Genomic DNA, 25542 nt, shown 5'->3' with positions numbered 1-25542 from the left:
GGCCCTAATCGGCCCCGTCGGGCCTGATCCGGCCGGACGGACAACTTCAGGCTACGACGAAGGTCGGCGCTCGCCACAAGCGCCGGCCCTCTGGGTTCGTCGCAGACTGCTCGAGAGGCTGCGTGAAGGGCCTCGCTCCACGAGTGAGCTGGCCGGGATGTTCGAGCTTGGGAGGCCCGCGGTTTCCGAGCACCTGGCGGTGCTCCGTACCGCCGGACTGGTGCGCGAGGAGCCACGTGGCCGGCACCGCTTCTACCACCTCCAACCGGCCCGCCTGGCCATGGTGAGCGAGTGGTTGCACCCATTTGAGCACTATTGGAAGCAGCGCGTGGACGCGGACTGCCCATGCCCTGGCGTATGCCGCGATCGGTCACCGCTACCAGGCCCGCCTGAACGGCCCCCGCCTGCCGGGCAGGCACACCGCCGAAGCTCTGGGCATCACCAAGCCCATGCGCATCGGCGACCGAACCGTATGGCCGGCCACGCTGACCTCCACGGCCCAGCGCACCGTGACCCGCTTCTGCCACTCCGCCGACCCCGTCATCGACCGCCACCACGTGCCCCCGCTACGCGGCCTGGACACCGAGGACCTGCACGCCGAGCTCGCATGCCGCGTCCTGCCCTACGCCCGCGCCGCCTGGGCCTGGCGATCACCGCTGCGGTTGCGACGGCGTCGTTGGGTCTTGCCTGAGGATGCTGGCCTGCTGGTGCCCGGGTTCGACGCGGTGGGATTCCGTGTTGAGCTGGAGCGCGACGATGATTGCGGCGAGGACTGCGAGACCGGTCGCGATGAGGAACGACAGGCGGTAGCCGTCCACCGGAGAGCTGCTGTGGCCGGAGGTGGCCGCAGCGGCGGTGGCGAGTATCGCGAGGCCGACCGCAGCACCGGTCTGCTGGCTGGTAGTGAACAGGGCCCCGGCCAGTCCCTGGTCGCCGGCCCGGACTCCGCTGGTGATCGCGATCGACGCGGCCGGCAGGGCCAGCCCGACCCCGGCCGCGGTCAGCACCAGGCCGGGCAGCACCGCTGCGGGGTAGCCGGCCCCAGCAGTGATCTGGGCAAGCCACAGCTGCCCGGCGCCCATGCTGGCCAGCCCGGCAAGCAGGAGGCCCCTGATGCTGAACCGGGCCAGCAGCCGGCGGGTGCCGAGGGTGGAGACGAATACGACGGTGACGGTCGACGGGACCAGCGCCAGGCCGGTCGCCACCGGGCTGAACCCCAGCACCTTCTGCAGGTAGAGCGAGGCGAAGTAGACGTAGCCGGCCAGGATGGCGCCGATCAGCAGCATTGCCACGATCGCGGCCCGCCGGGCCGGCTCCGCCAGGATCGACAGGGGCAGCATGGGGGCCGCCGACCGCTTCTCGGCGAACACAAAGCCCGTGGTCAGAAGCACTGCCAGGGCGAGAGCGACGAGGGTGGCGGGCGCGGTGAAGCCGTGCTGCTGCCCGCTGCTGAGCCCGAAGATCAGCGCCGCGATGCCGGTGGTCGCCAGCAGTGCCCCGCGGACATCGGCGCTGCCGCCGCTGCCGGACCGCTTTGCGGCCGGCAGTCGCGGTACCAGCGCGAGCATGATGGCGATGACCGGCGGGTTGATCAGGAACACCGCCCGCCAGCCGAAGTACTGGGTGAGCAGCCCGCCGGCCACGATCCCGGCGGTCGCGCCCGCCGCGGTGGTGGCTTGCCAGATCGCCAGCGCCCGGTTGCGGGCGCCCCCTTCTGCGTTGGTCGTCGTCAGCAGCGACAGTGCGGCCGGGGAGGCCATCGCCCCGGCCGCGCCCTGCACGATCCGGGCGGTGATCAGCATGATCGGCCACTGGGCGAGCCCGCAGGCCAGCGACGCGATCCCGAACAGGGCTAGGCCGACGGCCAGGACCTGCCGCCGGCCAAGCAGGTCCGCCAGGCGGCCGCCCGCCAGTAGCAGCGAGCCGAACGCGAGCGCGTACCCGGTAACGATCCACTGCAACTCCGCTGCGGGCATGCCCAGTTCCCGCTGGATCGACGGCAGCGCCACGTTCACGATGCTGAAGTCCAGTTGCAGCACGAACTGGGCGGCGCAGATCAGCGAGATGACAAACGCGGTCCGCTGCGAGCCGCCCGCAGCAGGCCGAGGCGTGGCGTCATTCGTCGAGTGGTCTGCCATGGGCGAATCCCCTGTCCTGGCGGTGTTCCTGACTGGTTCGTCGGCGTCAACCACGCCCGTGGGAACTTCGATGGCGGTCCGGCGGCAGCGCGCAGAGATAGACTCCATCTGTCTGGCAGATGGAAGTGTCCAGATGCGCTGCAATTCAGGCCAGGAGGCGGTGGCCGATGGAACTCAGACAGCTACGTCACTTCCTGGCGTTGGTCGAGGAACGCAGCGTCACTCGCGCCGCCAAGCGCGAGCTCATTGTGCAGTCAGGCTTGTCGAACTCGCTCCAGGCACTCGAACGCGAACTCGGTGCGGCCCTCTATGTCCGCGGAACCAGGCCCGTCCGGCTCACCGCGGCCGGCGAGGCTTTGGTGGGACCGGCTCGCCGGACCGTGACCAGCGCTGCCCAGGCGGAAGAGGCCGTACGCCACACCCGTGACGTGCTCATCGGCACACTGCGCCTTGGCGTCTCGCTCTCCGCTCAGCATCTGGTGCCGTTCGCTTCGTATCTCGGCGAGTTCACTCGCGATCATCCCGGCATCGACCTGCGCCTGCAGTACGCGCCCGCGTTGACGATGATCTCGATGGTCGAGGCGGGAGAACTGGATTGCGTCATCGGACCCGCGGTCAGCCAGGTCCCGGGCGTCCGGATGACTCGCCTGGCGCGAGAGCCGCTGCACCTCGTCTGCCGTGCTGATCACCGCCTGGCGGAGCGGGCCGAGGTCAACGTGAGACAACTCGCCGACGAGCGGTTCGTCGACGTACCCCCAGGGTGGACGGCTCGCCTGCTGAGTGACGCCGCGTTCGTCGCCGAAGGAATACAGCGCCGCGTCGTCTGTGAGGTCGGCGACTGGGAACTGTTCCTCGAGCTGGTCAGCGCGGGCGTCGGTATCGGCTTCGCTCCAGTCGGCCTGCGGTACCCGGTGCTGACCGCACCAGACAGCGTTCTGCGGCTCATCGCGGTTGAGGGAGTGCGTCTGGAAAGGCACATCTACCTGATGCTGCCCTCGGTGGGCGAGACCAGTCCGGCAGCACAGCGGTTCGCCGATCAACTGCTGCGCATCCACCCCGCGGGCAGCTGACCGACGCCTGTCAGCCGACGCAGTCCTGTCGACTCGGAAGTGGCGTGGCTGCCGGTGCGCTCATGCCGCGACCATCTGATCGTCAGATGGACTCCATCTGAGACAGGTGCGACGCAGGCGACATCGGCGGCCACGGAGGCGCGGTTGTGCCGGTCGAAACGTCCATGCCGACCGTGGACGCCGGCCGGGCGGCCGCTGCGGCCACGGGGAGCCACCACCCGGTCGGCGTCTGCACGGCCGAAGAGAAGAAGGAGTTCGCCGGGATGCACCTCACTGACCACGCCGGAGTCCGGCTCACACACGGCAAGCCCAAGGTCAACGGCGTGGAGATCCACTACGCGATCGGCGGCGCCGGCGACCTGGTGTTCTTGCTGCACGGCGTGCCGAAGACCATGTCGTACTGGCGCCACGTCGTGCCGCTGCTGACCCCGGAGGACACGGTCTAAGTCCCCCTCCTTCGGTTGCCCGAAGGAGGGGGCGGCTGGGCGGCGTCGCGCAGCGGAATCGTGATGCGTACTGGCTCAGGGCTTGAGGATCAGCTTGCCCGTGGTGGCCCCGCTTTCCAGGAGACGGTGCGCCTCGGCGGCCTCGGCCAGGGGGAAGGCGTGTGTGGCCGGTACGCGGACCTGTCCCGAGCCGACCCACCCGATGAGCTGCTGCAGGGCCGCGATCGCGGTGGGCAGCCGCAGCTCGAACCACGGGCCGAGGTTGAAGCCCACCACCGACTGGTTGGGGGCCGGGTCGTAGAGCCACGGCAGGATGGCGGTCTCGTCCAGCCGGCCGGGGGTGCCGCTGACCGACCCGAATACGACCAGGCTGCCGAAGGGCGCGAGGAGCCCGAGGGACTCGCTCAGCCGGTCACCGCCGGACATCTCGAGAGCGGCGTCGACGCCCGTGCCGCCGGTGAGGTCCCTGACCGTCTTCACCCAGTGGGGATCGCTGTAGTCGATGGCGTGGTCGGCGCCGAAGTCGAGGGCGATCTGCCGCTTCGCCTCCGTGCTCGCTCCTGCGATGACGTTGCCGGCGCCCAGGAGTTTGGCGATCTGCACCGCATATCCACCCACGCCGCCGGCCGCGGCCGGGATGAACACGCTCTGGCCCTCCTTGATGCCGAGGGTCTCGGTGAGCATCACGGTCGCGGCGAGCCCGGCCACCACGATGCCCGCCGCCGCGTTGGGCTCAAGCCCCGGGGGGATGGGGATCACATTGGGAGCGAAGGCGACGGCGAGTTCCGCGTATCCTCCGGACGCGTCCGCGCCGACCATCGCGAATACGGGCGTGCCCACGGCGGGACCGTCGACGCTCTCTCCCAGGGCCACGACGGTGCCGGCCACCTCCGCGCCGGGGACGAACGGCGACGGCGTGGGAACGGGGTAGTCGTCGCCGCGCCGGCGCATGACATCGGAGAAGTTCACCGCGGCAGCCTCGACACGGATCAGGATCTGTCCCGGACCCGGTTGAGGATCGGGCAGGTCCACCAGGCGCAGGACCTCCGGGCCGCCTTGTGCGGTCATTTGAATGGCTTTCATCATGTACTCCAGTTGGGGTGGGTGACCGGCGTCCTGCTAGAGGGCCTGGGCACAGGTAGTGGCGACCGGCCCTGGTCGAGCCGGGTTGGGACGGCAACCGGGTCTGTGCTCGAGTCGGCGAGGACCTTCATGGTTGGGCCGGTACTGCGACGCAGGTCGTCGAGCGCGCGAAGGGTTCCGGATATCGCCGGTGACCGGCTCGGTCCCAGCTCCGTCGGCTTTCGCAGCCGACTCGGCGTTGGGTACGACGGCTACGACCATGTGCCCGTGCTCCGGCAGCACCCGCAGTACGGGGCGGCCGCCGCCGAAACCGGTGGTTCGTGTCAGAACACTCATCTCGATCGCTTCCCTGCTTTTTAGCTGTTCGAGACAGACAACTTCTGAGCGGCCCCCATCCATTCCCAGGCGCAGCAGATACTTTTCTGCCCACCTGTCGCAGACAGCGATCCCCGCGAATCTCGCGGACGACTCCGAGAGCCAGCCATGAAAGGGATGGGGGCGGGCGCGAGGACCGAAGTTGTCGCAGCGCTGCGCCATCGAGGTGGCGTGTCCCTGTCTGGAACAGCTATTATGCGAAGATGGCATCGGCGTGGGAGGTCAGAGGGCGCGTATCGTCGCCCACCGCTGCGGCCAGCGGCCCCATCAGTAACGCCCTCATCCGAGTGACGCGGCTGCACGTGATGCGGGCCCGCCACCTGTTCCGGGACCTGGGCCTGCACCCCGGTCACGAACTGCTGATGATGCACTTGTGGGATACGGGGCCACTGCGGCAGTCCGACCTCGCAGCGGCTTTCGATACCGACTCGGCCTCGATGAACCGGACAGTCCAGCGCCTGGAACGAGCCGGTTTCGTCCGCCGCCGACCCGACCCCAGCGACGGGCGGGCCACCCTCGTCGAGACCACCCCTGCGGGCATGGCGCTTCGCCGCCAGGTCGAGGAGCTCTGGGCCGACCTGGAGGACGTAACCACTGGCGACATGACGCAGGACGAGCGCCTGGTGCTACTCCATGGCCTCGAACGGGTGGAGAACAACCTGGCGGCCCGCCAACGGCCCGATCCAACGTATGAGGTGCGGGAAACCTGACCCGCGCCGCAGCGCCTCGCGCGGTACCAGAAGATGCTGGCCCGTCGGCGTACGCTGAGGAACAGGCCCGACACCGGCGGTTGCCGCACGGCCCGTCAGGCCGCCGCGAAGGTGTCCAAGAAGATCGCCCGCCGGCGGCAGGACACCGCCCGCAAGTGGGCCAAGCGCGTCGTGCGCGACCATGACGCGATCGCGGTGGAGGACTTCCAGCCGAAGTTCCTCGCGAAGACCACCATGGCGCGCAAGGCGGCGGACACGGCGATCGGCGCCACGAAGGCGGCTCTGATCGAGATGGGCCGCAAGCACGGGCGGGACGTCCGCCTGGTGCATCCCGCGCACACCACCATGGACTGCGCGTCGTGCGGAGCGAGAACCAAGCACGCACTTCCTCTTTCCGAACGTACCTACACCTGCACCGTGTGCGGAGTGATCTCGCCCAGGGACAAGAACTCCGCCCGTGTGATGCTGGTCCGGGCTGGTCTCGACCTTGCTGGTGCCGATCGTGTAAGCGCTGGCGGCCCGCTGGTCCCCAGCCCACGTGAGCCATGAAGCAGCACCGCAGCAGCCATCGGCAGCGCCATCACCGCCGTTTTGCCTGGGTTGCCTCACGGCGTGCGAACGAAACCGCGACGACGGTTTGCCCGTATCGAGCGTGACCGCTGACATGCCGACCTGACCCCCCAGCTCGACGTGACCCTCGAAGACACGGGCGGCGACCGCGCAAAACTCAACGTCCACCTCGCCGGCCCCCGACAACCTCGGCCACCTGGACCACATCAGCGTCGTCGTGGACAACGACGATAAGGAACGCCAGCTCACGCACGAAGTCGACGTCACGCAAGCCGAGATCGACGCCCACGTGTGGGGCCCGTTCAAGTTCGTGCATGGTGCGGACGGTGCCGACGCGCACGGCCGGTCGGTCGCCTCCTTCGCGCTCACCGTGGGCCGCGGCCGGCCGTTCGCGATGGTGCGCACAGACCCCGGCCACTGGATGGGCACGCGGACCCGCGACCAGCGGCAGGAGGAGTACCGGGGCCACCCGGTCCGGCTCCGCATCACCTGCCGCCGCGGGGCCGAGGAATGGGCGCTCGCCCGCCAGGTCCCCAAACCTGTCCAGATCGGCCAGCAGCCGTGACGCCTCGCCGGCGCTGGTCAGGCCGGGCGTGGCCGGCAGGTGCCGCGGCGGCATGGCCACCCCCAGCACGGCGTCGGCGGTGGTACGGGCGATCGGCCGGCTGACCCCGCGCAGCAGACGACGGACCAAGGTCACCGAGACCCCGGAACGGTCGGCGATGTCCTGGGCTGACGTGCCCTGCGCCCGTAGTCGCTGCGCCCACGCGATTGTCGGCCCGGGAGCCACCCGGGCGCTGCCCCGCTTGCGCAGCTCCGCGTCTCACTGGGGGCGCGCTCGTCGCGCCGCTTGCCGGCATACGAGCAGGCGGCAGCCGTAGTCCGCGCACGACGGCTGCCCATGGCGCACGTTGGAGTTCTTCGGCCTGGCGCGAGGCGGGTCTCGGCCGGGCGGCGTCACGTGCGGGAACGATGTTCATGCGGTTGCCCTGCCAGATGCTCGTGGATCGCGGCATGCGAGGCGCCGGTCGGCACCGAAGGCCTGGTGCGTGCTGACGTCGGTGACCGTATCGGGCGACTCCGACAGAGGCAGGGTCGCACCCGCAAACAGGGAGGGGACGGTCGCGACGGTGCCGCGCTGTCCCGTGTGACGGTACGGGCGGCTCGATCCGAGCTCCGTTGCTCTACGCCGGGCACACCTTCAACTGTCTTGCGTGACCTGCGGAAACGTTAACTACCCGGCCTTGGGGAAACCTCACGTGGGTCATCCACCGGGAAGGCGGTCTCTTCAGTGAAGCGGGCCACGGTGGCCCGCACGTCGTTTTGCATGGCCTCACTGCCGATCAGGCGGCTGACCCGGACCATGACGCGCAGTGCGGTCGCCCAGGTGTCTGCCTGAGTGCTGAGCCAGGCGCGGGAGGAAGCGGGGCGGTTGCGCAGGAGCGCGTGGTAGAGCAGGTGGCTCTCGAGGGACAGTCGCCAGGCGGCGTCGCCGTCGGTCTCGGGGTCGACGGCCGCGGCGAGGACGGAGAGGGACCGGGCGTGCGCGGGAGCGGTCGCCTGGTCAGACATGCGGGCGGAGGCGGAGTAAGACTCCTGTCGGGTCAGCACCCGGCGCAGCACGGCAACGCCGACCACTCCGGTCGCCGCGCCCGCTGTGCGGAGCACCTCGTCCAGGGAGCGGGGGTGCGGCTGCGTGAGGGTGCGCTGCTCCCGCTCCACGGCCGTCGCAGACAGCTCGGCGGCGTGGGCCAGGAAGGGCTGGGCCTGTGCGGTGCGTCCGGCCGCGCGCAGATGCACGCCCTTGCGGGCCAGCGCCTTCGCGGGGTCGCCCCAGCCCTGCTCGACGACGTGGAGCACCATGTCGTCGACGGCCAGTGCCGAGGGCCAGTTCCCCTTGGCCGCTTCCAACGCGGAGGCGGTGTCCGCGGCCATGTCGATCATGTATCCGAGGTGGGCGGACGGGTCGGTGTTCACGGCAGCGAAGCCCTCGTTGTATCGGGCCAGGGCCTGTCCGGCGCAGGCCAGCGCCTGGTCGGTGTCGCCGTGGATCCGGTGGACGACCGCGGCCTGGCTCAGGACCCGCGCCAGGTCGAGGGATCGCGGCGGCCCCTCCGCATGGACACCCCGCCGGGCGTACGCGGTCAGGGCCCGGTCGATGTCCGTCAGCGCCGATACAGGGTGCCCAGCGAGGCCGTGGGCACCGGTCCTGCGCGCCTGGACGTCAGCAACGAGCAGGTCCACCTCCGGTGCCGCGGACATGACGTAGTGGTGCTCACTGTCCTCCAGCACCTTGGCCGCCTCGTCCGGCTCTCCACTGGCGACGAGAGAGGAGCCCAGGGAATACAGCACGGCGGCGAGCTTCTCGTGCACCGCGGCAGCACCCGGATGCCGACGGAGCCGGCCTCGCAGTATCCCCACGGCCCGCCGGTGCGCGGAAAGCGCCTCCGTAATCCGCCCCGACCGCTGCGCCGCTAGGCCCATCCAGAATTGCTGGTCGGCCTTGGTCTCCCACCGTGCCATCGCGGTCCTCCCAGCCACCGATCGCTGTGCGAGTCAACTGCCCTTCCCGACAGCAGTGTCACGCATCTTTCAGGTGTACGGGCTACAACGTGGCAATCGCTGTTGGGTGTGGGTCTGTACGGTCTTCGGACCTGTCTCGCATTCGGTGGTGGCGGAGAGTTGTGAGGGTCGTTGGCCTTTATGTGGTGGATGTCAACGAGCTTGTGCAGATGGTGTTTTCGGGTCCGCCCCGCTGGTCATGGAGGATGTGGCCGGCGAGGGTGAGCGGATCGTGGTGCGGGCCCGGACGCCGTTGGACACCGCGGTCTGCCAGGTGTGCCGGGCCTCGTCGGGTCGGGTGCACGGCTATCACTGGCGGACGGTGGCCGACGTTCCGGTCGACGGGCGGTCCCGTACTCGGTCCCACTCACCCGGAGGGAGTACCACCCCTTGAGCACACCGACCCCGTCCACCAGCCAGGCGCGCCGCAGGATCCCGTACAGGGGATGGGGCGCCGCCCTGGCCGTCCTGGTCTGGAGTCCCTTCGTGCTGTGGCGGGAGTGGAGGACTGCGAGGTGGCCCCGGTCCCCTACGCGCTGCCGACGATCGCCACCGCCGTTGCAATCGGCATTGGCGCCCTGGCGGACCGTGCCTGTTCCAGGCGTCTCGCGCGTTCTTCGGGGCAGGGTGCGTCATGACCAAACGCGTGGTGCCGCCCGAAAGGCGGCACCACGCCCAACCAAGACGATCAGGTTGACGGCCAGGTCCGCAGCACGGCGGCAATCCTGGCCGCGGTGCAGGCAGGGTCCAGGAGAAGGTCGCGTAGGGCGATGGCGTCCTGGCGGGACGGTTTGACGGAGATCCCTGACGTTTCGAGGTACATGACTCCTGTGGCGGCGGCGACGGCGAGGTTGGACCGCTCCAGCCACCGGCATCGGCCCAGGGTGTGCACCAGTGCCGCAGCCCGCGCGTACGGCCCGTCGTAGACCGGCTGCTCCAGCAACTCGGCCTGATGCCGCGCGCACGCCGCGACCGGCACGCCGTAGTCGTCGGGCGCCGGATCGCCGGCTCCAGCAAGCTCGGCCACCTGCAGGATCCAGGGGACGTCGATGTGCAGTTCCATTAGGCGGCGTCCGCCCCCGCCCCGTCCTGGCCCTGCTCAGCCTCGTCGAAGAGCTCCTGGTGCTCGGCGAGGAACCGCTCGGCCGCGCCCATAGCGCGTGCCCGCAGTCCGCTCGCGTCCTCCAGGACGAGCTGGGACAGGTAGTCACCGATCGACAGCCCACGGTCCGCCGCTCGCTTCCGGGCGATCTCCGCGACCTCGTCGTCGACGCGCGCTCCGAGTTGTGTCTTAGCCATACCCGGATGGTAACAGTTGTTACCGCCTTCGGCGAGGTCACCCCCAGCAGGACCACAGGACCCCTCTTGCAGGAAATCCGGCCCGCCCGCCACACCAGGCCCCCTGCCATCGCAGGGACCTGGTATACCCCCCTGCCATCGCCACACCCGCCCGGCAGCCCAGCCGCAGGGCGGCGCGCCCGTGGCCGCGGCATGGCCCCACCAGCTCACGGGGGCGGCTGGTACACCCGCAGTCCAAACGCCACAATCGCCTGGCCCGATTTCTGGCTAATGCCCTGGATTCTGCGGCGTCGCCGGAATGGAACGCGGACACGGACTTTGATGTCCGGCTGCAGGATGTTCCGCTGACGAACCGCCGTCCGGACGTCGTGGTGTACCGGGCAGACACGATCGACATCACCCCCACGAGGCCGGGGCATGTGCTTCTGGTTGTGGAGGTGGTCTCGCCCGGCTCGGAGACAACCGACCGGATCGTGAAGATGGAGCAGTACGCCAAGGCTGGGATCTCCTTCTACTGGCGTGTGGAGCAGACAGCCAACGGGGTACCTCTGGTGTATACCTACGTGCTCGATCCAGCAGTCGGGCTCTATCGCGACGGCGATGTCTTCACCGACGTCGTGAAGACCGCAGTTCCTTTCCCGCTCGAGATCGGCCTCAGCTCGATCTGATGTGGGCGGCGCTGTCACTACCTCTGCAGTGGCTCGTGCCGCCGGGGACGACCGTCCGGTGGGAGCCGCACCCCTACGGCGTGTGTGTCGGCGCCCGAACATCCTGACTCTGCCCCCGCCGGCCCAAGAGGTACCCCCGGCCTGTACTGGCTGCCGCCCGTCGGTGACCGCCTCGTGCCCCCGATTCTGCTCCGCGGTCTCCTCGACCGTTTCCTGCGGACACCGAGTCCGCGCGAGTAGTTCGCTGCCACGCCGGGCTTCCACGCCCTCTGACGAGCGAGACTCCTTCCCATCCCGGGAAGGAGAACCCCCGCGTCCCGCCGTTGGAGGGCGGTCCGCGCGATCCACCGCAGGCCGAGCATCAACCTGCCGCGCCTAACGGTGAACCTGCCCGGATTCTTCAGCCGGCGCGTGCGGCGGACCTCCGAATCCGTTCACTCGGCGTGTTTGGAAGGTCACCCTTTGATGCGCGATCGTGGCCCTTGCGCGGGACGCACGGTCGGCCCAACTCCCGAGAGGCATGGCATGAAGCGCATCATCGCCCGAGTCTGGCGGCTCATCGCAGGACCCATGCAGTGGCGGGTCCTGTGGCTCGTGCACAGCAAATACATCGTCGGCGTCACGGGCATTGTCCGCGACGCCGAGGGCCGCGTGCTCCTGTTGCGCCACCGCATGTGGCCCGAAGACCGCCAGTGGGGCCTGCCCACCGGCTACGCCAAAGCGGGCGAGGACTTCCGCGACACCGTCGCCCGCGAGGTACGGGAAGAGACCGGCCTGACCTCTGCGCGGGGGGCGGCGATGCCCGGAGCATGACGGCGGGGCGGTTGTGCCGTCGTGGGGCACCTTGTGCCTGAGGGTGTTCGTAGCGTTGCCCGTCCAGGCTCCCAACCCGTGCGGTGGGGAGCCTGGACTCCACCCGAGGTACCGGTTCCTGGTGCATCGGATCGGTTCCAGCCATCTCACGGCGGTCCGCTGACAGCCATACCCAGAACCCCTGGGTCCAGCTGATCCTACGAATGACCAGTTCGAACCCAGGAACCAGAAAGTAGGGCATCTGCTGGGGCGGAGCTCTCCTCGTCATCGCAGCCTGGAACCCGGCGAACTCAGGTGTTCACAGCAACAGTTGAGCGAGAATGGTTGATCGGGTGGGTTGGTGCGGCGGTGTGGGGCAGGGGCGGTTGACGGGATGACGGCAACTGACGGGGCGGTGTCAGGCTTGTTCGCGGGGCGGCGGCGGTTGATGGTTCTGGGCGCGGGTGGCCTGGCTGCTGCGGCCGGTGGGGTGGGCGTCTGGCGGCTCTTCGATAGTGGCGTGAGGCAGTGGCCGTGGAAGCAGGGGTGGTCCATGCCGCTGGGCGGGTTGTATCCGTCGGCGCTGAACGCGCACGCCGGGGTCCTGTACTTGTCGGGTTTCGGCGGGGTGGCTGCGGTGGAGCAGTCCCGCGGCGGCAAGCGGTGGCAGGCGCTGTCGGGGCTTGAGAGCCAGTCCGTCCCGGTGTTCGGCGCCGGCGTCGTCTGTATCACCGGGGTCCGCACGGGCGGACGGACGGTGGTGAACGGCCTGGAGAAGTCCTCGGGCCGCGTGCTGTGGGAACGCGAACTCGACGGTCTGACCCAGCACGCCCCGGCACCGGTCGGGGACGTCATGATCGTGGTGATCGGAAAGAGCTCCGTGGCCTCGGAGACCGTCCTGCACGCGCTGGACGCCGGGTCCGGCAGGACCAGGTGGCGTACCCGACTGCCCGCGGTGACGTTGGGACCGTCGGCACTGGTGACGGAAAACGGCCTGGTGTACCTGACCACCGGGGTGTTCAACGCGGGGTCGATGGCGTGGGCATTGGACCTGGCGACCGGCGCACTGCGCTGGAAGTTCCCTTCCGAAGGCTTCCTGGGAACCCCGGTCCTGGCCGGAGGTGAACTCCACATCACCGCCAGCCCGAGTAGCGGGAGCGCCGACCAGGGGCACAACGCGCTCATCACGCTCGACGCCGTTTCGGGGAAGGTCCTGCGGCGGGCGGGAAATCTGCCGGTCGGAACCGAGTTGAGCATGCAGCTGGCAGGCGGCACGCTGTACACGGCGGTTCGTCGTTACGGGGACCAGTACCGCAGCACCCTCGTCGCCATAGACACCTCGACCGGACGTGCGCGCTGGCAGGCGGACACCGACATCGACATGGTGAGGACCCCCCTCCTCGTCTTTGGCGACAGCGTCCTGGCCGGGGGAAGGAAGTTCCCCGAACTGACCGGCTCCTACCTCGTCCAGGTCTTCGACGCCGCCACCGGCCATCGCCGCTGGACCCGTGACATGGGAACCCAGATCAGTTCACAGGGCCCCGTCCCGACCGGCGGCACGATCTGCGTGGCCACCCGCGCCACGAAATACACCGACCGCGGCACGCTCACCTTCCTGGACCCCGCCTCCGGCACCACTCGCTGGCACCACCCCCTCACCGCCAACGGCGAAGCCGTGGCGTGCCCGGACGGCCGCACGCTCTACGTCCTGGCCCTGCCGTTCCCGGGCCCCGGCGGAAAGACACTGCAAAACCAACATGGCGCCACGCTGTACGCATTACAGCGCGGGAACCACTGACAGCACGCCCAGAGCCGCTCCGCCGGCCGCGGCCTGCCCCGCGCCGTCAACAACCTCGCCCCGCAGTCCCTGATCGCAGCCTTCACCGCCGAAAAGTCCCTCGTCGACGAAGCCTCCGCCCGCATCGCCGTCAACGAATACCTCGCGACAGACTGACCATCCCCATCACGGCCCCGCCCGGCACCCCGCCAGCGGGACCTCAACACGCCTACCCGTCGGCGGCCACAGCGTCGCCACCATGGGCACATTCAACGTCGGGCAACAGCTACCGACGAAATTCCTTGACCTGCAAGGACCTGGCTCGCGTTGGGCGGATTTCCCACGCTGAGGGTGAGCGTTCCCGTCAAAACTTGCCCATATGCTCGACCGTGCGGTGCCCCAGCTGCTGGCTGAACATCGCGCAGAAGCTGGCGGAGAGCGGCGGCCACCCCCAGAAGTCGAAGGCGAGGGCGCCCACCGCGAAATTGGACTCCCACCGCCACTCAGTGACCGAGACCGAGGCACCGCAGGTGGAGCAGGTGGCGCTCCCTTCACCAGTTTCCTTCCAGGCGGCGATGCCGTCCTTGAACGGCTGCCAGACTTCCTCGTCCGCCTCGAACTCCTCGGGATAGTTGATGATCACGGTCTTGGCCTCGCACCGTGGGCAGACGGCGTACTCCGCATCGTCAGCTCCCTGACCGCCGACGTGGTAGTCGCGCCCGACGATGACGGCCACCGGGCCCGGCAGCCAGTGCGGGTCCGATGAGTCGGCAACGGCTCGTGCCCAGTTGGGACCTGGCACATAACCCTCGTCAACGGTCAGGCTGTACACCCCGTCGCTGGACAGCTCACGTGTGATCAGGCCCTCGGTGACCATCCAGGCGACCATCCGCTCCGCAAGCGGCCCGGCCTCCTCACCGGTCGCCTCGACATCGACGATACGCTCAAAGAAGTCACCCATCGTGTCCACTTCCTATCGATCAGTCTCGGATACTGTGCCACCACTCTCCGACACCGGCCCGCCATCGGTGAGGGAATCAGGGGCGGGAGGTTCACGCACTGCGCCTGAGCCGACGACCGGCATTACGTCACCTCACGAGCCGCATTTCGTCGGTAGCACAAGTCGGACGGCTGGACTCCCAGGCGCCGAGGCCCTTGCACGTTCCGGCCGGGCGTAGTGGCCAGGAGTTGGCGGTTCTCGATGAGCTTTGCCGTGCAAGCGGTGGCTGCGCTGCCAGGGCACGGGCCACGACGGACGCCACGTGTGGATGGCCTCCAGGGCGTCGCTGCATTCCGCCGCTCGGCCGTGCCGGTTACTCGCCGGTGCCTTCCTCCAGCTCGGTGATGTCCCGGTCCCCGAGCACTACGGTGATGGAGACGGTCGGGTGCTCCTCGTACCGCCAGACGGCCGGGTCTCGTACGAGGGTGGTGACCTGATCGGCCGGACCTCTGTGCCTACGGTGGCGGTGTCCCAGGTCGTTCCTCGGCGGACGGTGATGAATCCCAGGCGCTGCCAGCGCACGATGAGCCGGGCGAACGCCGGGATGTACGCGGCCCAGAGCTTCTCGTCTTCGCTTCTCGTGCGGTCTGCCAGGATCGACCACAGGGTGGATCCTTCCCTGGCGTTCACGTAGAGGCAGTATTCGTCGTCAGTGCAGGCTTTCATCGCGTCCTCAACGGCATCGGCCCCGGAGTGGCGGGGTACGCCCCCGTTCTACAGGTATCCCGGTTCCCCATGGCGATGAACCGTGTCAGGGACAGTTCCAGCAGTTCTAGGAAGTGCTGCAGGTCCTGTGCCACCACGTCGAGTTCGGGTTCGTCCAGGGTCGCCGTCCGCGTACGGTAGACAGGCCCGTCGGGGTCGGTGATGTAGCTCAGGCCTCCGCCGTCCGACCCGATCACCAGCCCACAGGGTGCCCGGCCGTCACCGACGGGGATGGCCCCGTATCCGGCGAGCATCTGCCGGGCGGTGCCGGCTGAACGGATGAAGTAGGCGTTGCCGACGTCTTCCCACACGAGTTCGCCCGTGGTGGTCGGGGGATTCAGTGGCGGACGATCTGCTGTGACCATCCGCCGTGCAGGGCCGACGAGGCGCTGGTGCTGAGGCTGATCTTGTTGCCGCGGAGGGGCCCGGTGGAAGCGGGGTCGGGGTCGTGGAGGTCGATGAAGACAGCAAGCGCCTGGTGCTGCGCCTCATCCAGCCGCCTCGCTCAGCTCGCCGTCAGGCCGTAGGCACCGCCAGCGCTCACCTGGCGGCTGATCAGCCCTCGGGCTCAACTGCGTCCAGGAGCTCAGGTCCGTTGTTGCGCACGCTGTTGACCTTCAAAGACACCGGCCGGACCGAGAGGTGGCCATCAGCCGGGGCCGTCAGGAGGGCACGAAGTTCGTCGACGTCCTGGTGTTCTGGGTCGAGCCACGCGTCGTAGTCGGCAGCCGCGATGGTCAGCGGCCTACGGGGATGGACCCGTCCGGCGACATCGGTCGCCTCGGTAGTGATGATCGTGCAGGTCGCCAGCCAAGCGCCAGGGTCGTCATCGCCCGCGATCTCCTTGTTTCGCCACCATTCGTACAGGCCGGCGAAGTCCATGCCCTGCTTACTGCCCTCTGCGCTGATGAAGTAGGGCTGCTTGTGCGCTTTCCTGTCCTCGGTGGCGGGGCCGGCGACCCACTCGTAATAGCCGGCAGCAGGCAGCGGCGCTTGGTGAAGGCGCGGCGGTATGCGGACTTCTCGTGGACCGTCTCCATCCGGGCGTTGATCATCTTGGAGCCGATCGCCGGGTCCTTGTCCCAGGACGGGATCAGCCCCACCGCAGGGGCCGCAGCTCTCGCTCCAGCGCGCCTGTGTCCCGATCGACGCCCTCGATGACACTCCACACTTGGTTGGTCGGGGCAACGTTCCAGTTGGGCGCGATGAGGGCTTGCGGATTCCATTCGGTGACCCGGAACTGCTGCACCAGGTTCTCGGGGCGTCGGGTGGAGACATAGCGGCCACACATGCCCACCAGCCTGCCACGCCGCCCCTCTGGCGGCCGTGGCGGTCCCGCCATGGCAGGCGGGTCAGGGTTCGGCGGGGCCGCGTCTGCGAGTCCGGCCCGGCCAGCCCCGTGCTACAAAAGACCGGGCGGGCAGCTGGGCGGGCTTACGGACTGCGCTCCGCGTGGGCGGGGGCCAGGAGGTTCCAGCCGACGCCGGAGCACTCAGTGGTATCAAAATCGTACGCACGGTCGACTGCGAGGTGGGGGAGCGGCAACCAAGCCCCCGCCCGCCGGTGTCCTGTGCCAGCGAACCTTGACCGCTTGCCATCGAAGATTGAGTAGTGGGGACCAGAAGCTCTCCCGCGAGCTGAGATGTAATCGGGCGTGACGGCTCGGTCTACCTGACCGGGCCCTCATCTTCTCCTGGCTGTTCGTCAGGCATGTCCAGGATGGCCTCTCGGGTGTACCGAGGACTCTCTGGGGGTGGGGCCACCCTAGGGGCCATGAGTTCGGCGAGGAGCCTGCTCGGGTCATCCGTGGAGAGCGCCAGGCCCAGGATCTGCAGGATGCGCAAAGCACAGTCCCGGATGGACTGAGCGTGTTTCTCGGGCGCCGCCGTGCTCCTAATCTCGTCACACACTCGGCTGAACTGCTCAGCGCTGATCGTTGGCCGACTTACCGGTTGCGCCATGGTGCGCTCCTCCTGGAAGGGCGGGCCGTTCCACCCGCTCTTCTAGAAAGCGCTGAGCACACCCCAACGGCAACCGGAGAGAACCAGCGCCCAGGCGCTCGACCAGAGCCGCTCAGACTTCGTCGGCACCCGCTCAAGGTGCGCTGTCACGGGACAGGAGCGGCTTGCGCTCGGAATCCAAGCCCAGGAAGACCAAAAAGTATGGCGAGTCCTCTGCGGTTACTGGGGAAAGGAACCCGAGTAATGAGGCGGTCCTCCTAAAATAGATTGCGCAGGACTCAATCGACGTGGCCTCACGGTAGGTCTCTATGGATGCGTCGTCGTCGGTCTTCCGCCAGGCGATGATGTAGCGGCCGTAGGGGCAGGTGGCCGGCTCGGTCTGGAGGCGCTGGAAGAGACCCTGGCAGGTGTGGGCGCGCGCGGTACGGGTGAGGAGGCGCCGTCCGCATCCGTCCGGTTGGGCGCGTCGTGCGAGGCGACGTATGCCGCACCGCGATACGGCCGCACCGGCTGCCGGGCGATGTGGGCGGGACGGGCGTGGTCAGTCACGGAGGGCAGGAGGAGCCGGATCTGTTCGAGATGGATCCGATCGCCTTCGAGGCGCTGGTGGCTGACCTGTTTCGGGCCATGGGCATGGATGCGGTGACGACTCAGCGCTCAGGTGACGGTGGCGTGGATGTGGAGGCCGAGGATCCGGCCCCGATCCGCGGCGGGAAGATTGTCGTCCAGGTCAAGCGGTACCGGAACATGGTGCCGCCCAGCGCGGTACGTGACCTGTATGGCACCGTGCAGAACGCCGGCGCCAACAAGGGCGTGCTCGTCACCACCTCGGGGTTCGGCCCCGGGTCGCACACGTTCGCAGGCGGAAAGCCGCTGGAACTGATCGCGGGCACCGAACTGGTGGACCTCCTGCACCGTCACGGACTGCGGGGCAGGCTCGGCGACATCCAGGCCGGTGTCCCGCAGCAGCGGCCTGCCCTCGATGAGGCTGACGCCGGCCCCGCGCAGGACCACAACGTGCTGGGCATGTCGTGGTCGGGCAGCGTCGCCCTGGACGTGTGCGCCCTGGTGTGCGAGGGATCGCTCGTGCTGAGCGACGACCACTTCGTGTTCTTCAACAACCCCCGGACCCCGGAGGGAAGCGTGCGGTCGGTGACCGCCACTGCCCCGGACAAGGCCGCCCTCCGCGTGGCCTTCGAGGCGCTGCCGGAGCGGGCGGACCGGCTTGTCCTGGCTGCGGCCGTCGACCCCGTCATCAACCCCGAGGCAGACCTTTCCGGATTCACCGACGCTTCATCCGGATCCTGGGCCCCTTGGGTGAGGAACTCGGCCGCCTGGAGGTCTCCGACGGCCGCTGCGGAGAAACAGCCCTGGTCCTCGGGTCCTTCCGCCGCCGCGCCAGTGGCGACTGGGACTTCGTCATCGGAGGCAAGGGATACCCCGGCGGCCTGGAAGCCCTGGTGCAGGAGCACGGCATCGAGGTCTCCTAACATCCGGCACCGCCTGCGGCCGGCGGGGCACCGGTTCGGCAGGACGCACGCCCGCACCCCACGTGGAGGTGTCCGTCGCGCCACGCGTGCGGCCCTCTGCGACACAGAGCGCTGGTGCCCGCGCCTGCCGTAGGCCCCCTCGCCGGGACGGGCACGTTGCACCCGGTTGCCGGGGAGTTCTTCTCGTGGGGTGGTTGGCGTTGTGACGGAAGGGGGCCCGCCGCGCGCTCCGGGTGATGATCCGGGCAGGCTTGCCGGTGCGCGCGGCGGGGTGGTGCTCGACCCGGTCCTTCTTCATCGGCGGGTCGTTCACCCCCGGTCGGGGGGCCCGGGGGCGGCCTCCCCGCGGTAAGGGGGAGGAGTCGGGCGTCATGCCGCTTCGAGCCTGGTGTCGAGGGCGTTGACGGCGACCGGGGGACTGTTGTGTTGTGCGGTGGTGACTTGTGCCCACAGCAGGGGGAGGGCGGCGCTGTTGCCGAGGATCCAGACCAGGCCGAGGACGCCGAGCCGGTGTGGCGCAGGCCGGGTGGTCGCCCGCTCGGTGAGGGTCGGGTGGCCTGGCGGGTGGTCGGCCGTGCGGTCTGGTGGCTGGCCTGGTGGGGGACGGTGGGTAAGGCGGCCGCTGGCGGCATGGGGTGTCCTTCGGGGATTGGGGGGAGCGTGGGGGTGTAGGGGCGCTGGAGAGCGGCTGCGGTGGCGCGTTGCGTGATCAGACCGGCCACCATGCAGGTGCGGCACTTGGCCAGGGCCGCAGGGGGTCCGGGTGGGTAGACGGTCACGATGGGCGTCACTGGCAGCTGTGTGGCTCCGCACAGCAGACACGCCCCGGTGGTCCATGGGCGGCCGTTCAGTAACTCCTGCTCGGTGCTGGTCAGTTCGGGCAGGGCCGGGCTTGTATCTGGGGCGGGGTTCATGAGGGCAGCAGTGGCATGGGTGGTGTGCCGGGGAGTGCGGGCGTGCCGGCCAGGCGCATCACCGGGTGCGGCGGGTCCGGGCGGAACCGGCCAAGGGCGTGGTGCAGGCAGTCGGTATCGACCAGGTGGCCAAGACGTTGGGGCTTGCGCCAGTGCGGCCCTGGAGCGGTGCGGGCTCCGGCCGGCGGCATGAGGATGATGAAAGGGCCGCCGAAACACAAGGCGTGTGGGTGCTCCCATGCGTGGACGGTGCCGGGCGGCACGAGCCACATCAGGGCGTCACGTTCGACGTTGGCGATGACCGGCCCGCACCCGCCGGTCTGGTAGTGGTCCATCCAGCGCAGCATCCGGTCACCGGGGGTGCCGTAGGTGGTGAGCACGACGTCGAAGTCCGCGCCGCACAAGGCCTGGACGCAGCCGGTGTAGGCATTGCCCACCAGCCGGCGGATTGCAGCCGCAAGGTCGCCCATGTCCGCCACAGGGGCACCGGCTGCGAGGAGTGGGGGCCGGTCCGCGCTGTGAGCGTCTCCTTCCCCGCCGGCCCACCGCTGCGGGTGCGGCCTCTCGGGGTTGCGGGTGTGGGTCGCGCCCTGTGCGAGGCGGCCGATGGGGGGCTCCGCCTGGCGTGACACGAGACGGTCGTCGACGAAAGCGCTTGGCCTTCCTGCGGCATTCATGTCGGTTGCCCCCGGCATTGGTGTCTGGTTCAGGTGCTTCCAGAATGCGGACACCGGTGGTGGCTAAGTGTCACCGTCGCGTGACACTCGGCTGTGCAGGTTGTTCCACCGAATGGAGCCGGGCTTACAGGCCGATCCATGCGGCAAGGTTGTCCAGCGTGTCGGGGGTGGTGCGCCGCATGTAGACCAGGCCTTTGATCGTCTCGCGGGCGCCGGGGTGGTAGCGGGTCTGCTGCGGGGCAAGACGGCGTGCGGTGGTGATCGATTCCAGGGCGGCGTCGGTGCGGCCGGTCTCCATCTGGCAGCGGCCCCGGTCGATGTGGAAGTGGGCCTGCCTGGAGGGCGCCCAGCTGTGGGGGAGTTCGATGCCTGCCGCCAGAGCGAGGGCCGTGTCGTAGTGGTGGAGTTCGACCTGGGCGGACACTGCATGGCAGGCGACGTTCGTCGGGCCGAACGACAGCCAGTGGGTGGTGCTCTCACCGGTGCGGTTCGCGCAGGCCTTCGCCTGGTCCAGATGGTCCTCGACGAGGGCGGCGTCTCGGGCGCGGGCGGCAATCACGCTGGCCCCCAAGTGCAGCTGACCGGTGACGGCTACAGCGTCGGGAGTTGGTTCGGCGTCGGCGGCCAGGCCGTGCCCGGAGGCGATGAGGCGTAGCCCGATGCGGTGCTCGCCTTCGCGGTGGTAGACCAGTGCGCGCATGTACTGGCGGACCGCCGCCAGCAGGGGATCACAGGCACGGTCGGCGGCCCAGGCCATGCGGTCCAGGGCGATCGTCGACAGGTCGAAGTAGCCGAGCTTGACGGTGATGTCGTGGGCGGTGCGATAGGTCGATCCGAGCGCGCGCCACAGCGTGGTCGACGGCATGCGGTACGCCGCGGTGGTGAGCTCGGCGATGACGGCCGGCAACAGCGTCGCCGCAGCGTTGAGGCGCGCGGCGCGGACCAGGCGGCACAGGTCGTCAGCAGCGGCGACCAGCTGACCGGCAGGCCGCACGGGCAGGTCAGGGTCCGCCCCCAGGTCGTACAGATCCAAGGCCTCGCGGATCGGCCGGATGAGCCCCTCGAGCCGGTCCTGCTGCAATTCCGTCACGTAGGGCTGCCCGGTCAGGGCAGTGACATCGAGACGGAGCGCACGGGCGACCGCCGCGACGAGGTCAGGGCTTGCGGGCTTGTGACCGGACTCGACCTGGTGAACGAGGCTGTAGGAGTAACCGATGGTCTGGGCGAGACCTCGCTGGGTTAGACCGGCGAGCTTTCGGGCGGCGGCAATGCGCGTACCGGTGTGCTCGTGGTCACCTCTGGGCATCTTTGACCTCCGTACCCTGCAGCCATCTGGAACAGTACCCGCCGCATCCGCCATGGCATCGGCGATCGCCCCGACACCCGCTGCGGGCAGGATCGGTTGCGCGTAATGGATCACCAGGGGTTGGGTGGGGGTATGACGCGCACCATGTACCTGTTCGCCAGCGCTGCGCCGCCGGTTTTCGACATCGCCGGGGTGATCGATGACGCGCAGCGGCGTGGCTGGGACGTGTGCCTGGGGCTCACGCCGACCGCGGCGGACTGGCTGGAGGACAGTCTGGAAGGGCTGGCGGCGCTGACCGGGCATCCCGTGCGGTCGCGGTACAAGCGGCCCGGCGAGCCGGATGTCTGGCCGTCGGCCGACGTCATTATCTTCGCGCCGGCCACGTTCAACTCGGTGAACTCCTGGGCACTGGGGCTCACGCATCACTTCGTGGTGGGGGTGGCCGCCGAAGGCATCGGCAAGGGCATCCCGATCGTGGCGATGCCCTGTGTGAACGCGGCCTATGTGCAGCACCACCAGTTCGAGGAAAGCGTCGCGAAGCTGCGGGCGATGGGCGTGACCGTGCTCTACGGCGACGGCGGCTTCGTCCCGAACCAGCCCGGAACCGGAAAGCCCGCCGACTATCCCTGGCACCGGGCGCTGGATGCCGCAGCGGCCCTGGCCGGGGCGTGACCAGCCCGGCCGGTGTGGCACTGCTCGTTCCGGCCGCGCCGGCAGTCGCAGGGCCAGGTGATCGCGCGGGCGCAACGATGAGGTCGGTTTCGAGGGTGGCTGGGTGCCGTTGCGCATGGGGGTGGGTGGCGGGTCGGGTTGGGGTTGCGCATTGGGGTGTAGGGGTGGGTCCTGGGATGCGCAATGGGCGGGGGAGCCGGGGTCGTCGGGGTTGCGCATGGCGTCCTTCTTGGCGGTGTTGCGCAAGGGGGTTGGGTGCGTTTTGCGCAGGGGCGGGGTCGTTGGCGGTGTAGCGGTTCTGCTTGAGCTCGGGCCGAGGCGCCGCGTCGGCAAGCGGGAGTGCCTGGACGGCGGTTGTTGGTCTGTGGTGAGGGGTGGGGTTCGGCGCTGGCGGGGGTTTGCCGGTGGCGGGGGTGCGTGGGTGTTGGTGGGTCATGGTTGTGCTTGGGTGCGGCAGGGGCATTTGCGGGCGCGGCCGTCGGGGTCGGTGGTCCAGCCGTGGTCGCATTGTCCGCAGTAGGTGGGGTGTGCGGGTCGTGTGGCGGGGTGTGGGGTGGTGGGGGGTGTCCAGTGTTGAAGGTGGCGTTTGAGGTCGTACCAGGTGGGTTTGCGGGCCATGGCGATGGCTGCCTGGGTCAGGTGCTGTTCTTGGATGCCGGTGGCCAGGAGTGCTTCGGCGGTGTGGGCGATGCGGCCTGGGGCCAGAGCGGGGACGGGGTGGCCGTGGTGGTGGCGGGCGGTGGTCCAGGCGTCGGCGATCCGGGCGGCAGCGACTGCTCGCGGACCGCCCGGCGGTGACCCTGCGGGCGCGGCGGGGTTGGCGGTGCCGGGGGTGTGACCGTGCCGGGCGGGAGCGGCTGTTTGCGGGCCGGCCGGTGTTGGTCTTGTTGGTGCGGGCGCGGCGGGGTTGGCGGTGCCGGGGGTGTGACCGTGCCGGGCGGGAGGGGCTGTTTGCGGGCCGGCCGGTGTTGGTCTTGTTGGTGCGGGCGTGGCGGGGTTGGCGGTGCCGGGGGTGTGACTGTGTGGGGCGGGAGGGGCTGGTTGCGGGCTGCCGGGTGCCGGTCGTGCTGGTGCGGGCGCACTGGTGCCGGCATTGCGTGGGTCGTCGCCGGTGGGGCGTGGAGGTGGGGGCGTTGCGGGCGGTGGGCCGGTCGGGGGTGCCTGTCCCGGTGGGTCGGCTGGGGGTGCTTGTCCGGTTGGGGTGGTGGTCTCTCTCTTCGGTGCCGGGGCGGTCGGAGGTTGGGGTGTGATGGGCGGGGAGGAGAGAGAGGAGTTCTTTCCGTCTTGCTTGTTCAGTCTTGGTTCTTTAGCCGACGGGTTTCCGGTGGTCGGCTGACCGGCGGCCGGTTCACCGATCGTCGGGTCGCCGACTGCCGGTTTACCGACTGTCGGGAACCCGTCACTCGGTCCGGCCTGCGCGTCTTCGGTGTTGTCGCTGGTGGCGTCCGGGTCAGGAGACCCCGTTGTGACCGGGACGGGGAAGCCTGTCGTGATCGGGTGGGTGGCGGTCTGTGCGGCGGGGGAGTCTGCGGGGGCTGGTTGCGGCGGCGTCGGCTCGGGTGGGGTGGGGGCTGGGGTGTGGTGGTTGCGGGGGTCGAGCCAGGCCGGCTCGACGCGCACGGCGCGTGTCCCGGCGACTTGGGCCAGGAGGTGGTGGATGTTTTCTTGGCGGTGGGGGAGTCCGGCGACGGAGAATTCGGTGCGCCAGGTGCCGTCGGCGGCGTCCTGGATCTTGAGTTTGACGATGTAGCCGTATGCCACGAGGTTCCGCATGGCTTTGGTGAGAGCTTCGCGGCCGGGTTTGCGGGTCTGGGCCAGGGCGGCGATGGTGAAGTCCGCGCCGTCGGGCAGGCGCAGCGCCATGGTGAGTAGTCCGATGTCCAGGACGCTCAGGCGCTGGTCGTCGACGGCGCGGTTGTCCACGGCGACGAACCGTGGAGGCCGGGTGGGTAGCTTCCTCACTGGCCGTCACCTGGCCCTGCGGGTGTGGCCGGACCGGTAGCAGCGGCGTCCGCACCCGGCGGGGGCAGCGGCTGTGCTGCACGCCCAGGGGCGCGGTGATGTGTGGCCGTCCGGCCGGCTGTGCCGGCGTCGGGTGCCGGTGCGGCTGTGCCCGTGACGTGGTGCCCCGTGGTGGCTGCGGGGCCTGTCTGCTCGCGCTGCTCGAGGCGGGTGGGGGCCGCGGTATGCCGGGCCGTGGGGGTCTGTGCCGGCCGGGCATTGCCAGTCGGCCTGGGCCTGTCCCGCAGGGGGGAGGGGCCAGGCTCCCACGAGCCGTCGGCCGACGGGCGTCTGTCTCGCGGTGGCCCCAGGCGTGGGGCGCGGGTGGGGCTGGGGCCGGTGTCCGGGCTGAACGCGGGCCGCAGGGCGTGGTCCGGCTGCCCTCGGTACGGGGGGCCGGGCATGCCCGGCCCAGTGGTGCCGGCTTCGGTGACGGTGGCAGGCGGATGCACAGCGGTGGTCATGTGGGCTCCCGGGCTTGGTGGACGTGGGTGATGTCATCCATGAAGCCCGGTGGCACTCACCGATTTGCTCACCGAAAAGGGGGGTGAAAGATCACAATCCGGCATCACCTGCAGTCGGTGAGTGACGACATGTCACCGGTGAGGAGCACGAATCTGCTCACCACCGCAGGTCGCCAGCACTTTTGGAACCTCACCGCTCCACTGGCTGTCCCTGACTCTGATTCTGACGCCATGACGGGTCGCGGTTGCTGCGTGCGAGGCTGCACGATGGCGGAGAGGAAGAGATTCCCGCGCCGAAAGGCGACGCGCGCCGTCCGGGGAGCAGGCAGGCTCAGGCTCTGACCCCCGTCGTCCGCCGACGGACCCCCCGATGCCCGGACTGGTGAGAGCGGGACGCTGCAGCCGGCGCCCCGTGTGCCGCTGCGCGCGGTCCCGGACGGTAGGCCTGTGCTGGAGGCCGGGCGGCAAGCGCGGTGCATGGGCATGCGCCCAGGTCTCGCGGACCCGGTCTTGGGTGGGGTCGCGGGACAGGGGCAGCGAGACGGGGGTATTCGCTGTGGTTACTGCGGTGGGGTGACGAAGGTGCCGCGTTGGGGCACGGTGAAGACCAGTCCGTCGGCTGCCAGGACGGCGATGGCGCGGCGCACGGTGGAGCGGGCGAGTCCGTACTCCTGTACCAGGCGTTGCTCGGAGGGGATGGCGCGGTTGGGTTCCCAGTCGCCGCGGGCGATGCGGGCCGTGAGGATCCCGGCCAGTTGCCGGTAGGGGGTTACCGGGCCGTCGGCGTCGATCTCATCGTCAGGACCAAACTCCATGGTCAAGACGGTAGAGATGTCCAGATGACGCGGCAGTTTGAGATATG

At 69.4% G+C, this 25542-nt stretch carries 19 protein-coding genes and 6 pseudogenes; 14 read left to right on the top strand and 11 right to left on the bottom strand.

The window, feature by feature from the left end:
• The first annotated feature begins 106 nt into the window (after positions 1-106).
• A complete protein-coding gene (locus OG937_01120) occupies positions 107-691 on the top strand; it encodes a metalloregulator ArsR/SmtB family transcription factor (protein ID WUD78592.1) in 585 nt (194 codons plus the stop codon).
• Here the strand turns inward: OG937_01120 and OG937_01115 are convergent.
• Positions 651-2138 (bottom strand): MFS transporter, encoded by a 1488-nt coding sequence (locus OG937_01115; protein WUD70417.1) that lies wholly within the window; start codon positions 2136-2138, stop codon positions 651-653. The two genes, OG937_01120 and OG937_01115, sit on opposite strands and share 41 nt — an antisense overlap.
• A gap of 167 nt (positions 2139-2305) precedes the next feature.
• Between OG937_01115 and OG937_01110 the strand changes: the two genes are divergently transcribed.
• Entirely contained in the window at positions 2306-3208 is a 903-nt protein-coding gene (locus OG937_01110; GenBank protein WUD70416.1) for a LysR family transcriptional regulator, read from the top strand.
• A 146-nt stretch (positions 3209-3354) separates the two neighbouring features.
• Positions 3355-3654: a hypothetical protein gene (locus OG937_01105; protein ID WUD70415.1), complete on the top strand. Its 300-nt coding sequence runs from the start codon at positions 3355-3357 to the stop codon at positions 3652-3654.
• 75 nt (positions 3655-3729) lie between these two features.
• Here the strand turns inward: OG937_01105 and OG937_01100 are convergent, their stop codons facing one another.
• Complete coding sequence (locus OG937_01100; GenBank protein ID WUD70414.1) at positions 3730-4722, bottom strand: zinc-binding dehydrogenase; 993 nt, start codon at positions 4720-4722, stop codon at positions 3730-3732.
• 593 nt (positions 4723-5315) lie between these two features.
• Between OG937_01100 and OG937_01095 the strand changes: the two genes are divergently transcribed.
• The 3 genes and pseudogenes from OG937_01095 (at position 5316) to OG937_01085 (ending at position 6957) form a co-directional block, all read left to right on the top strand.
• The gene (locus OG937_01095; GenBank protein ID WUD70413.1) at positions 5316-5822 is read left to right on the top strand and encodes a MarR family winged helix-turn-helix transcriptional regulator; all 507 of its coding nucleotides are present in this window, start codon (positions 5316-5318) and stop codon (positions 5820-5822) included.
• Positions 5823-5825: 3 nt separating this feature from the next.
• Positions 5826-6371 (top strand): annotated as a pseudogene (locus OG937_01090) (transposase).
• Positions 6372-6609: 238 nt separating this feature from the next.
• Positions 6610-6957 carry a hypothetical protein gene (locus OG937_01085; protein WUD70412.1) on the top strand — a complete coding sequence of 116 codons (348 nt, stop codon included), beginning with the start codon at positions 6610-6612 and terminating at the stop codon, positions 6955-6957.
• 665 nt (positions 6958-7622) lie between these two features.
• Here the strand turns inward: OG937_01085 and OG937_01080 are convergent.
• On the bottom strand, positions 7623-8765 hold the full coding sequence (locus tag OG937_01080) for a hypothetical protein (protein ID WUD70411.1): 1143 nt from the start codon (positions 8763-8765) through the stop codon (positions 7623-7625).
• A 359-nt stretch (positions 8766-9124) separates the two neighbouring features.
• Here OG937_01080 and OG937_01075 point away from each other — a divergent pair.
• A pseudogene (locus OG937_01075) lies at positions 9125-9303 on the top strand (ISL3 family transposase).
• A 339-nt stretch (positions 9304-9642) separates the two neighbouring features.
• On the opposite strand, the gene OG937_01070 reads toward OG937_01075, so the two are convergent.
• Together OG937_01070 and OG937_01065 are read right to left on the bottom strand one after the other, a co-directional pair.
• Positions 9643-10017, bottom strand: a complete 375-nt coding sequence (locus tag OG937_01070; GenBank protein WUD70410.1) for a fic family toxin-antitoxin system, toxin component — start codon at positions 10015-10017, stop codon at positions 9643-9645.
• Complete coding sequence (locus tag OG937_01065) at positions 10017-10253, bottom strand: hypothetical protein (GenBank protein ID WUD70409.1); 237 nt, start codon at positions 10251-10253, stop codon at positions 10017-10019. The genes OG937_01070 and OG937_01065 overlap by 1 nt, the downstream gene beginning before the upstream one ends.
• Positions 10254-10471: 218 nt before the next feature.
• Here OG937_01065 and OG937_01060 point away from each other — a divergent pair.
• The 3 genes and pseudogenes from OG937_01060 to OG937_01050 all read left to right on the top strand — a co-directional run bounded on the left by OG937_01060 (position 10472) and on the right by OG937_01050 (position 13511).
• Positions 10472-10921 (top strand): annotated as a pseudogene (locus tag OG937_01060) (Uma2 family endonuclease).
• Positions 10922-11446: 525 nt separating this feature from the next.
• Positions 11447-11698, top strand: a pseudogene (locus OG937_01055) (NUDIX domain-containing protein).
• A gap of 535 nt (positions 11699-12233) precedes the next feature.
• The gene (locus OG937_01050; protein WUD70408.1) at positions 12234-13511 is read left to right on the top strand and encodes a PQQ-like beta-propeller repeat protein; all 1278 of its coding nucleotides are present in this window, start codon (positions 12234-12236) and stop codon (positions 13509-13511) included.
• 343 nt (positions 13512-13854) lie between these two features.
• Here the strand turns inward: OG937_01050 and OG937_01045 are convergent, their stop codons facing one another.
• From OG937_01045 to OG937_01035, 3 genes and pseudogenes are all read right to left on the bottom strand, one after another.
• Positions 13855-14451 carry a hypothetical protein gene (locus tag OG937_01045; GenBank protein ID WUD70407.1) on the bottom strand — a complete coding sequence of 199 codons (597 nt, stop codon included), beginning with the start codon at positions 14449-14451 and terminating at the stop codon, positions 13855-13857.
• Positions 14452-15152: 701 nt separating this feature from the next.
• Positions 15153-15506 carry a hypothetical protein gene (locus tag OG937_01040; GenBank protein WUD70406.1) on the bottom strand — a complete coding sequence of 118 codons (354 nt, stop codon included), beginning with the start codon at positions 15504-15506 and terminating at the stop codon, positions 15153-15155.
• A gap of 244 nt (positions 15507-15750) precedes the next feature.
• Positions 15751-16486, bottom strand: a pseudogene (locus OG937_01035) (SOS response-associated peptidase).
• Between the two features lie 1159 nt (positions 16487-17645).
• Here OG937_01035 and OG937_01030 point away from each other — a divergent pair.
• Positions 17646-18646: pseudogene (locus tag OG937_01030) on the top strand (restriction endonuclease).
• A gap of 910 nt (positions 18647-19556) precedes the next feature.
• On the opposite strand, the gene OG937_01025 reads toward OG937_01030, so the two are convergent.
• Positions 19557-20030, bottom strand: a complete 474-nt coding sequence (locus OG937_01025; GenBank protein ID WUD70405.1) for a hypothetical protein — start codon at positions 20028-20030, stop codon at positions 19557-19559.
• A 331-nt stretch (positions 20031-20361) separates the two neighbouring features.
• Positions 20362-21543 carry a helix-turn-helix domain-containing protein gene (locus tag OG937_01020; GenBank protein WUD70404.1) on the bottom strand — a complete coding sequence of 394 codons (1182 nt, stop codon included), beginning with the start codon at positions 21541-21543 and terminating at the stop codon, positions 20362-20364.
• Positions 21544-21675: 132 nt separating this feature from the next.
• Here OG937_01020 and OG937_01015 point away from each other — a divergent pair, with 132 nt between their 5' ends.
• From OG937_01015 to OG937_01005, 3 genes are all read left to right on the top strand, one after another.
• Positions 21676-22215 carry a hypothetical protein gene (locus OG937_01015; protein WUD70403.1) on the top strand — a complete coding sequence of 180 codons (540 nt, stop codon included), beginning with the start codon at positions 21676-21678 and terminating at the stop codon, positions 22213-22215.
• Positions 22216-22854: 639 nt separating this feature from the next.
• Entirely contained in the window at positions 22855-23013 is a 159-nt protein-coding gene (locus OG937_01010; protein ID WUD70402.1) for a hypothetical protein, read from the top strand.
• A gap of 855 nt (positions 23014-23868) precedes the next feature.
• Entirely contained in the window at positions 23869-24087 is a 219-nt protein-coding gene (locus tag OG937_01005) for a hypothetical protein (GenBank protein ID WUD70401.1), read from the top strand.
• 1153 nt (positions 24088-25240) lie between these two features.
• Here the strand turns inward: OG937_01005 and OG937_01000 are convergent.
• Entirely contained in the window at positions 25241-25495 is a 255-nt protein-coding gene (locus tag OG937_01000; GenBank protein WUD70400.1) for a winged helix-turn-helix domain-containing protein, read from the bottom strand.
• Between the last annotated feature and the right edge of the window lie 47 nt (positions 25496-25542).

The organism is Streptomyces sp. NBC_00510 (genome assembly GCA_036013505.1).
In the GTDB taxonomy this organism is placed as follows: Bacteria; Actinomycetota; Actinomycetes; order Streptomycetales; family Streptomycetaceae; genus Actinacidiphila.
This window is presented reverse-complemented; position numbering and strand designations above follow the sequence as displayed.